The sequence below is a fragment of the Clostridium felsineum DSM 794 genome (genome assembly GCF_002006355.2).
Taxonomy (GTDB): Bacteria; Bacillota; Clostridia; order Clostridiales; family Clostridiaceae; genus Clostridium_S; species Clostridium_S felsineum.
In genome coordinates, this window is the sequence record NZ_CP096980.1 from 3034188 (window position 1) to 3047019 (window position 12832).

Below are 12832 nucleotides of genomic sequence, written 5' to 3' on the forward strand. Positions count from 1 at the left end.
TTTTATTCTCCCACTATTTTCTTAATATTTTCCTAAATATTCTAAATATATTTAAATTCTTAATTCTACTAAGATTTCTATCCAACTTACCTACGTGGCTTTCAAGTTCATTTACATTTACTTTTACTTCTCCTAAAGAATTTTGTAGACTTGATATCTTTTTATTTAAAGAATGCATCTCTCCTATTTTTTTAAGAATCAAACTATTTAACTCTGTTTGATTTCCCTCAGCTGAAAGAATTTCTTCTGAAATATCAGGAACATAAGAAGTTTCGTCTTCATCAAGTACAATACATCTATCTTTATCTATAGGATTAACCTTATATATACATTTTGTTTTAAAAAGTAAACTTCCCTTGAGTTCTTTTCCATTTTCAACTATACAGCCTAAATAATCATTTAAATCTTCTTCGTCTTCTCCATCATTTTTCCATACAGTTATACAATTAGTATAATCATCTGTATCTGCATCTAATATGAATTTAAAAGTCCTATTTTGAGAATTCATTATAGGCTTCTTGAATTTTATACTTATCCATGAATTATCTGAAAAAGCAACTGCATCTAGACTTTCCTCAATTATTATATTATTTGAACTTTCTTCATACAAATAAAACTTTATTTTATGATCATTTTTCCTACCATAAGTTGCAATTTTTATATCAATAGCCGCTAAATTTGGATATCTACATATAAATTTCTGACCAATCTTTCTTTCTTTGGTTAACTGTCCCACATTGGATGTTTGTCTTTCCTGGGAAATATCAACAATAAGATTTCTATTTGAATCCACATTAACTTTTTTCTTCTTTATTGGATTATTACAGAATTCTATTAAAGGCTTCATTACTTCTTTCCATCTATATTCTTCTCTTATTTTAGCTATATTTTCCTTACAAGTTTCATAAAAGCCTTCATCTGTAACTAATCTCAATATACCATCCTTTAAGCTAATTGCATCTCCATATTTCACAACAACTCCTAAGCCATCTCTTTCTATAAGTTCTGCAAAATAGTCACCTTCTGTAGCTATTATAGGAAGCTTAGCCCAAAAATAATCTAATATTCTAGTTCTAAATGAAAATCTAGTTTCAAGATTATCTAAATGACAACTAACTCCTGCAAAAGATTCCATAAGAAAATTTTGTCTGTCATTATATTCAACCCAATCCATATTAAAAAATACGTATTTATCCTTTAAATCCAAATCTTCAGCCAATTTTATAGCATTATTACACATTTCCATTTCTGGCACTCCAGGATTAGGATGTTTAACGCCTAAGAAAAATAATTTAATATCATCTCTTTCTTTAGATATTTCTTTTATTGCCTTAATCAATGTAATTGGATCAAACCAATTCCATATACCTCCACCCCATATAAGCACCTTATCTGTATCTTTTAGATTAGGTATTTTATCCTTCATCATTTTTTTGCTATTTACAGGTTCATCATTACTAACACCAAATGGAACCAAATCAATAAGTTTATCAAGCTTATATGACAAGTCATATTCGTAAGGATTTACCTTATTTAAAGCCGAAAGCATTCCTATCCAATAATCCATCTGTTTATCATTAGCACATATGAAATAGTCTCCTAATTCAAGTTGCTCTAATTGTATCTTCAAATTTAAATTATTTGCTTCAACTCTATTTTTTATACTTTTATTTTTGTAGGTTTCTAAAATTTCTATAACAAAAGGATCATATATATCAACTATAAGTATCTTCTCGGAACATATATCTTTAAGTTCAGGTATTATTTCAAGTATTAGTCCTTGAATTATTATTATGTCGCTTTCATATGCTGATCTTATAAGATTATCAGCCTTTCCAGGTTCGTATGATACCATTTCAATATTAAGTTCAGAGGTATCTATTTCATTTTCATTAGGTATTGCTAAAAATACTTCATTATATTTGCCCAATTCCTTAGCAAACTCCCAATATCTTATACCTGGTCCAGCCATCTTTTTAGCTATCGGCTCGTTAGATATAAGTAAAATCTTTCTCTTAAACTTAGCATCTAACTTTTCTTCAATATTATATGTATTTAATAATTTTTGAAACTTATCTAAGTACTTATAATCATGATAGTATTCCACAGGAAATGGCATCAATGGATTCGGTATTAACTCTTTTAAATCAGTATCCTTGACCTTTCTATTCTTTTGTATATACTGTCTTTTCTCATTAAGTCTTTGCAAATTATTTGTAAGGTCATTTATAGCAACTAGGGAAGAGAAATTCTTTTCATCAGAATCAATTTCAAAAAAAGCATCCTCAGTATTTGTTATATCAAAAATTTCTTCATCTAATTTCAAATCCATCTGTATTCTTTGAATCATTAAAAGTAAATTGCATAAAACAACATCAAAATTGTCACTTGAATAATTTTTATATATTGTATACAATGCATTTCTTTCAAATAAAGTTTTCATTTTATGCTGATTGAATTTTTTAGATGTTCCATTATGTCTATGATAGCATATAGCCTTAGAACAAAATTTAACCTTATATCCTAAAACCCATAATCTCCATCCAAGATCAACATCTTCATAATAAGCAAAGTAATCTTTATCAAATCCGCCTATTTCTAAAAATACATCCTTCTTTATTAGCATAGATCCACCGCAAGCAAAAAGTATGTCTCTATCTTCATTATACTTCTTATTTGCGTCTTTAATATCCATACCATAATCGTATTGATAACCATATCCAGCAAAACTTACGCTTCCACCCGCAAAATCCAGCTTAGATCCATCCCAATTTAATATCTTACTTCCTACACACACATAGCTGTCATCATTGCAATTTTGAAGAGTTTCAAACATATCATTAAGCCAATTTTTGTCTAATTTCATGTCATTATTAATTAATGCTAAATACTCTCCTTCAGCTATTTTAGCTGCATCATCATTAGGTTTTGCAAATCCCTCATTAGAATCATTTCTTATAATTTTAACTGCGGGATAATTTTTCTTTAAAAATTCCACTGATCCATCTTTTGAACCATTGTCTACAACTATGTATTCAATTTTATCACTTGGATATGCTAGATTTTTAAGTTCACTAAAACAATTTTTAAGATGCTGCAATCCATTATAATTTACAATTATAAAACTTACTTTAGGATAACTATTCAAAATATTTTCCCCACTTTCATTCTCAAACGATTATTAAAGCATCCAATCACAACTAATTTTAACTCTTCCGTCCTCTTTTATATTACCTTCATGAATAGTAAACCAATAATGCTTATGTCTAAAATCATATATTTCTTCCATGTTTTCATCTAAAAGACCAATAGAAAAATAATATTTAGATTTTAGCAAAAGTTCATTTTGCAAAGAAAAGCTAACCATATTAGTATCCTTCATTTCAGTAATTAACATTCCATCTTGCTTGCAATCATGGTATACAAGTTTAAATCCTTCTTCAGTGACTATTTCAAATGCCATAACAGCTGCTTTAATATCAGTATTTTTCTTAAATTCAACATTTACTTTTATATTTTCTTCAGTACCAAAAAAGTTTCTTGGTCTCCCCTCTTTATCAGAGAAGTACAATTTTGTTATTTCTAACTTTTTATTTCCTTCTCTATTTCCATCTTTAAACTCTTCTGCTTCATGAAGTTTAAAATCAAAATCAACTAAGCTTTCCTCAGCAGTTTCTTCTTCCTTTTTATGATCTTCACTTTTAGCATACAACAATTTCATATATAGTCCGACCATTCTATCTGTAGAACCCTCTATTACTTCTCCACCTTTTCTTATGAATATACATCTATCGCATATACGTCTTACTGTACTCATATCATGTGAAACAAATAATATAGTCTTTCCTTGTTCTTTAAATTCTTGTATTTTATTAAGACATTTTTTCTGAAAATTTGCATCTCCAACTGCTAAAACTTCGTCTACAAGAAGTATATCTGGATTTACAGTTACAGCAACAGAAAAACCTAATCTCATATACATTCCAGAAGAATAATTTTTAACTGGCGTATCCATGAACTTCTCTAGTTCAGCAAATTCTACAATTTCATCATATCTTTCATCTATTTCCTTTTTGCTAAGCCCCATTATTGACCCATACAAGTAGACATTTTCTCTACCAGTCATATCTGGTTGAAAACCAACTCCAACTTCAAGAAGTGATGAAATTTTTCCAGTAACACTTACATTTCCTTCATTTGGTCTAATAATATTTGCAACTAATTTTAAACTAGTACTTTTACCTGTTCCGTTTTCTCCAATTATACCTACAGTCTCTCCTTGACTAATTTTAAAAGAAGCATCTTTAAGTACATGAAGCTTAGTAACTTCAAGTTTATTTCTATTAAGTACCTTGTTTAAAAACTTTTCCTTCAAAGAATAGCTCTTATTTTTATATAAATTAAAATATTTCGAAACGTTTTTAAATTCAATAACTACCATAAATATATTCACTCCAATTTATTCTAAAGCAGTCCATTTAGATGAAACTGCTTTTAAATTAAACTTCCTCTGCAAAATCATTCTCTATTCTTCTAAATACTTTATCACCTATGTATATTAAAGCTAAATCCCATATTATTATTATCCCTACATACATTGGGTTGGGCAATTTTCCTTCTATTAAAACACTTCTTAAAGCTTCCATAATCATAGTCATAGGATTTAAGAGCAGTATATTTCTGTAAACTTTAGGAATAGCACTTAAAACATACACAATAGGCGTTAAGTAAAACCATGCCATAAATATAACTTCTACAAAGTGGGAAATATCTCTATAAAGTACATTAAGTGAAGATAATATTAAAGATAATCCAATAGAAAACCCTAAAAGCAGTATTAATATTATAGGTAGTAACAGTATACAAAAAGTAAACTGTACACGTGATACTATCATAGCTCCAAATAAAATAACAAGAGTTATTAAAAAGCTTACGAAATTAGAGAAAATTATAGACAAAGGCATTATCTGCCTTGGAAAGTATATTTTCTTAATTAAATTAGAATTAGAAATGATTGATGTAGTACTTCCTTGAACAGCTGCTTGAAAAAATTGCCAAGGCAAAAGTGCTGCAAGTAAGTTAACTGTATAATTAGGTGTTGTCTGATGCATAATATATTTAAACGCAAAGGTATAAACAATTAAAAGCATTATAGGATTTAAAAATGACCAAAAGAATCCCAAAGCAGAATTTCTATATTTTAATTTCAATTCCTTCATAGTTAAGTTTTGCAAAAGTTCTTTATATTTTATTATCTCTTTGATAGTGTTAATCAAAGGTTTCACCTACTTTTTTTCTAATATATTTTTATTTTTATATTCTTTTTCTTTAATATTTCTTCAAGCTTTACATCATCTTTAATAGCCTCAGTGCTTTCCTTCATAAACATTATTTTAACCGTTTGTATAATAAGCTTTATATCTAATAAAATAGAATAATTTTTTATATACATTATGTCATATTTTATTTTATCTTCTGGTGTTGTATTATACTTCCCTAAAACTTGAGCTAGTCCTGTTAACCCTGCTTTTACAAAAGTTCTGTATTTATAATCTGGTATTTCTCTTTCAAATTTTTCTACATAGAAAGGTCTTTCCGGTCTTGGACCCACTATGCTCATATCACCTTTTAATATATTAAATAATTGTGGTATTTCATCTAACCTAGTTGCTCTCATAATTTTTCCTATTTTAGTTATCCTAGAATCATTTTCTGTAACTAAAACTGGTCCTGAATTTCTTTCCGCATTTTCTATCATAGATCTGAATTTTACTAATTTAAATTTTTTACCACCGTCTGTAACCCTTTCTTGAAAATAAAATGGGCTTCCACCATCTGTACATTTTATAATTATAGGCAATATTATAAGAAATGGGGAAAATACCACAGTAGCTATTATTGCCACAACTATATCTAATAATCTTTTTACTGTTTTTTGTTCTGAACTAAGCTCTAAAGTATCTACTTTTAAAATAGGCACATCATCTATTTGCTCAAAATTAGCTTTATAAAATGCTATATCTGTAACTGACGGAATTATAAATATATTTTTATTCATGTACATACTCTGTTTTATAATTTCACTTTTAGTGTTTTCATCTAGATCATCTGAAATAAGTACTATATCAGCTTCTTCAACAATACTTTCCTTATCCTTTGTATAATTCTTAATTATGCTATTTATACTGTATAAGTCATCATGCTTTAAAAGTATCTTTTTTGCAATGTTTTCTCCATTTTCACCTATTATTACAACATTTTTGTTTCCATAAACTTTTCGTTCTAATTTCCACCATAGGCACTTAAATATAGATAAGAAAACAAACTGAAAAACAGAACTAAGAAGTATTACTAATCTTGGATAAGAAAATCCTCTTAGAGAGAAGGTAATAGCCATTGTGAACACAAAAAGCATTATTACTGTAAGAAAAATAGAATAAACTATCTCCCACAGACTCTTTTTAAGTATGTCAACAAGTCCAAATATATACATAAACGCCATATATACAATTACTGTAAATGGCAATGATCTTTCAAAAGGAGCATAATTAAATTTTGGAGGACTAAATTTAAATTTAACCATGTATGCTAAGTATATGGAAAATGCCACAATAAATATTTCTAGAACAATAGATAAAATTCTGTAGAAATTTGAAATTGTGTTGTTTTTTTTCAAGAACTTCACCTCTTTTACCTAATTTTTTAACAAAAATAATCACTAATCTACTATAACAAATTAAGTATATTATTTCAAGTGACATCCACCAATGCTTCTAACTATTATAAAGAATAACTAAAATAAGAATACATACTATGATTTAAGGCTTCTTATTAAATATTCCTTAACTTAAGATAGGGTTTCTATCTTAATTAAAAATCTATACATCAACCATTTTAATAATAATGTATAAATCAAATTTATGTATAGAAACCCTACTGGTTAAACTAGAACAAAGCTTAAATTGCAAATGTATTCTTAAATACCAATTTTAATGTATTATATTATACGCACAATCTATTAGCCTGCTGTTTTTCCTATTTTTAAAAATAAGTTTCAAATATAGTTTTTCAAAAAATACTAGAACTCAATTTTACAATCACTTAATTTAGGCCATTTTTGATCTTTATCAGAGAAAATCAAATTTTCAATTCCTTCAATAGGCCATTTTATACCAACCTCTGGGTCATTCCAAAGTATTCCACCCTCAGAAGTCGGATCATAGAAATCAGTACATTTATAGCAAAATTCAGCTTCTTCAGATAAAACTACAAAACCATGTGCAAATCCTTCTGGTATATAAAATTGTTTTTTGTTTTCTTCACTTAAAGTAACTCCTACCCATTTACCATAAGTTTCAGAACCATGTCTAAGATCAACTGCAACGTCAAAAACTTCTCCCTTAACTACTCTAACAAGTTTTCCTTGTGTATGCTTTTTCTGAAAATGAAGTCCTCTTAAAACTCCTTTGCTTGATTTTGATTGATTGTCTTGAACAAAAACCATATCAAGTCCTGCTTCTTTAAATTCTTCATAATTGTATGTTTCCATGAAATAACCTCTGTTATCTCCAAAAACACCTGTTTCTATTATGTACACTCCATCAATATCTGTTTTTTCAAATTTAAATTTTCCCATTTAAATTCATCTCCAATTTATAATTTTATATTCTACTTTTACAGTAAAATCAGTAATTATTTGCTTTTTGCAAACAATTACTGATTTAATAGTTAACTATTTGTTATTATACATCTTTTTGTAATACTCTTGATATGTACCAGATGTAACATTTTCCATCCACTGTTTATTCTCAAGATACCATTTAATAGTCTTAACTATTCCTATCTCAAACTTAGTTTCAGGATACCAATCAAGCTCATCTTTGATTCTTGTTGGATCAATTCCATATCTTCTATCGTGACCTTTTCTATCTTCAACATATTTTATTAAGCTTTCATCTACTGTACTATCAACATTATCATGAATATATTGTACAACTGTTTTAACTATAAATATGTTTGTTCTTTCATTATGTCCACCAACATTATATACTCTTCCAAGTTCTCCTTCATTTAATACCATATCAATTGCTTTACAGTGATCTTCTACATAAAGCCAATCTCTTATATTCATTCCATCACCATATACTGGCAATTCATTTTTATTAAGGCAATTATTTATTAATAATGGTATTAACTTTTCTGGAAATTGATAAGGTCCATAGTTATTAGAGCATCTTGTAATATTTATAGGCATTTTAAATGTATCAAAATATGCCTGAACTATCATATCAGCACTTGCTTTACTTGCAGAATATGGACTGTGTGGATTTAAAGGTGTAGTTTCAGTGAAAAATCCATCTTTTCCTAATGAACCATACACTTCATCAGTTGATATTTGAAGATATTTTTTACCTTCTTTAAAGCCATTTTCAGTTTCCCAATTATTTTTAGCTATATTAAGTAAATTAACAGTACCTAGTACGTTAGTTTGAACGAACACTTCAGGCATCTTAATACTTCTATCAACATGAGATTCTGCAGCAAAATTAACAACATAATCTACATCATAAGATTTAAATATGTTCTCAATGGCTTCCTTATCACATATATCAGCTTGAACAAAAACATAGTTTGGATTTTGTTCACAGCCCTTTAAATTTTCAAGATTACCGGCATAAGTCAGTTTATCAACATTTATTATTTTTATATCTTTATATTTCTCAAGCATATAATGTACGAAGTTTGAACCTATAAATCCAGCTCCACCCGTTACCAAATAAGTTTTCATGTATTTGTTCTCTCCTTCACAACTTATAAATTACAATTTATTTTACTCTTCAATTAAGTTGAATAAGTATTTACCATAGTCTGTTTTATGAAGCGGTCCAGCAAGCTTGCTAACCTGTTCTTTTGAAATATAGCCTCTTCTGTAAGCTATCTCTTCTATACAAGCAACATATAAACCTTGTCTTGTTTCTATTGCCTCAACAAAATTAGCTGCATCTAAAAGTCCTCTATATGTTCCTGTATCAAGCCAAGCCATGCCTCTACCAAATAACTCTACTTTCAATTTTCCACTTTCAAGATAAGCGTTATTAACAGCCGTTATTTCTATTTCTCCCCTATCAGAAGGTTTAACATTTTTAGCTATCTCAACTACATTATTATCGTAGAAATAAAGTCCTGGAACAGCATAATTTGATTTTGGATTTTCAGGCTTTTCTTCTATTGATATAACATTATTGTTACTATCAAATTCAACCACACCAAAAGCTCTAGGATTGCTCACATGATACCCAAAGATTGTAGCTCCTTCCTCTCTTGATGCTGCCTTTTGAAGTCTTTCTGAGAATCCATAGCCGTGAAATATGTTATCACCTAGCACAAGTGAAACTCTATCATTTCCTATAAATTTCTCCCCTACTATGAAGGCATCTGCAAGCCCTCTTGGCTGATCTTGAACAGCATACTGTATGTTAAGCCCAACGTGACTTCCATCACCCAAAAGTTCTTTATAAGCGTTTAAATCCCTTGGAGTTGATATTATTAAAATATCTCTTATTCCTGAGAGCATAAGCACTGATAAAGGATAATATATCATTGGCTTATCATAAATTGGAAGTAGCTGTTTTGATGTAGCCATAGTTATAGGATAGAGTCTTGTCCCAGATCCTCCAGCTAAAATTATACCTTTCATTATTAAGTAACCTCCTTGATTTATCTTAATATATGTCTATATATAGTAATTTCGGTATTGCAGAATTATTATACTATATAATTTTTTTATTGTCTAATTTTAATTAAAGCTTCTCATTGTTTCCTCAATACCAGATTTTAAATCATATTCCGGTTTCCACCCACATGCACTGTTTATTTTGTCATAAGACATATAGCTTTCAAAAATATCTCCAGCTCTTTCTCCTATATGAATTATATCCACTTTTTCTCCTTGTACACTGCACATAAGTTCAGCTAAATGATTTATAGTTATCCTTGTATTTGTACATACATTATATATTTCATTATGCAGTGAATTCAAAGCATATAGATTTGCCTTTGCAACATCTTTTACATATACAAAATCTCTTACCTGCTCTCCATTTCCATATATACAAAGTGATTCGCCCTTTAAAAGTTTTTCTGCAAAAATAGAGACAACGCCACCTTCACCACTACTATCTTGTCCTGGACCATATACATTTGAGTACCTTAATACTGTATAATTAATGCCATATAGTTCCTTATAAACACTTAAATAGTGCTCTACAGTATGCTTTGTAATACCATATTGAGATATCATATCAAGGGGATGCTTTTCATCTATTGGTAGATATTTAGGTTCACCAAAAATAGCTGCTGATGCTGGATAAATTACTTTTTTTACTCCATATTTTTTGCACATTTCAAGTATATTTACACTACCCAAAACATTCACCTTAGCATCGTATATTGGATCTTTTACTGAATGTGCCACACTTATTTGAGCAGCATTATGTATTACGATTTCAGGTTTTTCGATTTTGAACGCATCTTCTATACTGCTATCTACTATATCCATTTTATATAATGGAACATTCTTTGGCAGATTACTACCATTACCATGTACCATGTTATCTATAACTGAAACCTTATGACCATCTTCTAACAACATATTAACTACATGTGTTCCTATAAAACCAGCACCGCCAGTTACCAGTATATTCATCTCAATTTTCTCCTTTTTTACATAAAAATTTTATTTTGCTTTCTTTGTTAACTCATCATACAATTGTTTAAAATTAGGATTATCTTTTATTGTAAATAAATACTTCATAAATGGTTTTTTAAGTTCATCTCTTTTAAGCGCATATTCAACAGTAGCTTGTAAAAATCCTAGTTTATCTCCTACGTCATATCTTCTACCTGAAAAAATGTAAGCATACATTGCTTCTGTCTTCATAAGAGTTTTTAGTGCATCTGTAAGTTGAATCTCATCGCCTTTACCTGGTTTAGTATTGTCTAGTATATCAAATATAGCTGGAGTTATTATATATCTTCCAAGTATAGCTAAATCAGAAGGTGCTTCTTCTTGTTTTGGTTTTTCTACCAAATCCTTTACCTTATAAACACCATCTTCTATATGCATGCCATTTACTATACCATATTTTGACACTTCTGAATTTGGTACTCTTTGAACTCCTAATATAGAAGTTTTATATTCATTGTAACAATTTATAAGCTGCTTTAAGCATGGTACTTTAGCATTTACTACGTCATCACCCAACAAAACCGCAAATGGCTCATTACCAACAAATGTCCTAGCACAATTAATTGCATGACCAAGACCTCTTGGTTCCTTCTGACGTATGTAGTATATATTAGCCAAATTAGATATGTCTTTTACAATCTTAAGAAGTTCTTTTTTATTATGGCTTTCAAGTTCACTTTCGAGTTCAAATGACTTATCAAAATGATCCTCTATTGCTCTTTTATTTCTTCCAGTAATTACGAGTATTTCTTCTATTCCTGATTGTACTGCTTCCTCAATTATATATTGTATTGTTGGCTTATCCACTATTGGAAGCATTTCCTTAGGCTGTGCCTTCGTTGCTGGTAAAAATCTTGTTCCTAACCCCGCTGCTGGTATTATAGCTTTTTTGACTCTCATTGTTGAAAAACTCCTCTCTCTTGCTACCACGACTAAAATATCACCTCGAATTTTATTATTGAAGTCTAATTGAATATTAACCTAGTTTACATTATACTACTTTTCTAGAGAATTGCCTAACTTTAAAACAATTTCATCTTCAGGATTCAACTTTTTTGCTATTTCATAATGTAATTTTGCCTGGGTTAGGTCACCTTTATTCATATAGCATATAATGAGATTTGTACATATCTCTATAGATTTAGTTACATCAAAAGCTTTTCTTAAATAATTTATTGCATTATCCATATCTCCCAAAGCTGCGTAATTTATGCCAAGTTCATTAAATACCTCTACAACATTACTATCAAGCGCCATAGATTCATTAAGATAATAAATAGCTTTTTCATAATTGGCAAGCATTCTATAAGTTACCCCTATGTAATATAAAAGCACTGCATCATCTTGAAATTCATCTAAAAGCTTTATAAATATTTTTAAAGCTTCCTTAGGATCTTGACTCATTACTTCCTTTGCTTTTTCATAATTTTTTATATCCTGCAAAGAATGTTTTAATGCTTTTGTGGTTTCATTTTCCTCTCCACCATTTTGGATATAGGTATTTATAGCTAACCAAGCACCTTCATAATCTTTATTTTCATTCTTTATTATTGCCTCATAGAAATATGGCTTTATGTATCCTTCAAGATTTTTAGCCCTATCTATCACTTTGAGCTCTTCCTCTTGAAATTCTGCTTTTTTCTCTCTTATAGCTTCACTTATCATCATAATTTTTTCATAATTTTCTTCATTCGGTTCTATAGTAATAAGACCTTTTAGTAATATATACGCCTCTTCATAATTGTTTTCTTTAACCTCGTCATAAATAATTTCTTTTATATATTGTGTTGTCATTTCTGAATTTTTATTCATAAGTTCGCTGTATATATCATTATACTTGAAGTTTTCATCTCCACCCAATACATAAAACATGCCTTCCACAAAAAATGATAGTGGTATGTTTTCAAACTTACTTCCTGCCTTAACTTTGTCTATAAGTCTTTTAGATCTTATAGGTGCATATATATTCTCTCTTACTTTTACATTAAAAATAGAATCAATACTTTCTTTTTTTAACTCAAGAAAAATTAATTTTGATACCTTGTCTTTAAATTCTTGTTGTATACTCATATTTTCACCACCACT

Annotated in this window: 10 protein-coding genes; all 10 read right to left on the reverse strand. The window is 29.0% G+C overall.

Translation table 11 applies throughout. The features are described 5' to 3' along the window. Positions 1–13 precede the first annotated feature (13 nt). Positions 14–3148, reverse strand: a complete 3135-nt coding sequence (locus CLFE_RS14345; RefSeq protein WP_077892896.1) for a glycosyltransferase — start codon at positions 3146–3148, stop codon at positions 14–16. Between the two features lie 33 nt (positions 3149–3181). Further along, entirely contained in the window at positions 3182–4441 is a 1260-nt protein-coding gene (locus CLFE_RS14350) for an ABC transporter ATP-binding protein (RefSeq protein ID WP_077833889.1), read from the reverse strand. A 58-nt stretch (positions 4442–4499) separates the two neighbouring features. Then, complete coding sequence (locus tag CLFE_RS14355) at positions 4500–5285, reverse strand: ABC transporter permease (protein WP_242951578.1); 786 nt, start codon at positions 5283–5285, stop codon at positions 4500–4502. Positions 5286–5296: 11 nt separating this feature from the next. Continuing rightward, positions 5297–6685, reverse strand: a complete 1389-nt coding sequence (locus CLFE_RS14360; protein WP_242950850.1) for a sugar transferase — start codon at positions 6683–6685, stop codon at positions 5297–5299. A gap of 393 nt (positions 6686–7078) precedes the next feature. After that, positions 7079–7636 carry a dTDP-4-dehydrorhamnose 3,5-epimerase gene (gene rfbC, locus CLFE_RS14365; protein ID WP_077833892.1) on the reverse strand — a complete coding sequence of 186 codons (558 nt, stop codon included), beginning with the start codon at positions 7634–7636 and terminating at the stop codon, positions 7079–7081. Between the two features lie 96 nt (positions 7637–7732). Continuing rightward, positions 7733–8788 (reverse strand): dTDP-glucose 4,6-dehydratase, encoded by a 1056-nt coding sequence (gene rfbB / locus CLFE_RS14370; protein WP_077833893.1) that lies wholly within the window; start codon positions 8786–8788, stop codon positions 7733–7735. Between the two features lie 42 nt (positions 8789–8830). After that, positions 8831–9697 (reverse strand): glucose-1-phosphate thymidylyltransferase RfbA, encoded by an 867-nt coding sequence (rfbA, locus tag CLFE_RS14375; protein ID WP_077833894.1) that lies wholly within the window; start codon positions 9695–9697, stop codon positions 8831–8833. A gap of 99 nt (positions 9698–9796) precedes the next feature. Further along, positions 9797–10705 (reverse strand): NAD-dependent epimerase/dehydratase family protein, encoded by a 909-nt coding sequence (locus CLFE_RS14380; protein ID WP_077833895.1) that lies wholly within the window; start codon positions 10703–10705, stop codon positions 9797–9799. A gap of 30 nt (positions 10706–10735) precedes the next feature. Next, complete coding sequence (galU, locus tag CLFE_RS14385; RefSeq protein ID WP_077833896.1) at positions 10736–11647, reverse strand: UTP--glucose-1-phosphate uridylyltransferase GalU; 912 nt, start codon at positions 11645–11647, stop codon at positions 10736–10738. Positions 11648–11743: 96 nt separating this feature from the next. Then, entirely contained in the window at positions 11744–12817 is a 1074-nt protein-coding gene (locus tag CLFE_RS14390) for a tetratricopeptide repeat protein (RefSeq protein ID WP_077833897.1), read from the reverse strand. Positions 12818–12832 lie beyond the last annotated feature (15 nt).

Bases quoted from the DNA above. Each gene is read 5' to 3' on its own strand.
- galU (WP_077833896.1), bottom strand. From the start codon at position 11,647: ATGAGAGTCAAAAAAGCTATAATACCAGCAGCGGGGTTAGGAACAAGA.
- rfbC (WP_077833892.1), bottom strand. From the start codon at position 7,636: ATGGGAAAATTTAAATTTGAAAAAACAGATATTGATGGAGTGTACATA.
- CLFE_RS14380 (WP_077833895.1), bottom strand. From the start codon at position 10,705: ATGAATATACTGGTAACTGGCGGTGCTGGTTTTATAGGAACACATGTA.
- rfbA (WP_077833894.1), bottom strand. From the start codon at position 9,697: ATGAAAGGTATAATTTTAGCTGGAGGATCTGGGACAAGACTCTATCCT.
- rfbB (WP_077833893.1), bottom strand. From the start codon at position 8,788: ATGAAAACTTATTTGGTAACGGGTGGAGCTGGATTTATAGGTTCAAAC.
- CLFE_RS14350 (WP_077833889.1), bottom strand. From the start codon at position 4,441: ATGGTAGTTATTGAATTTAAAAACGTTTCGAAATATTTTAATTTATAT.
- CLFE_RS14390 (WP_077833897.1), bottom strand. From the start codon at position 12,817: ATGAGTATACAACAAGAATTTAAAGACAAGGTATCAAAATTAATTTTT.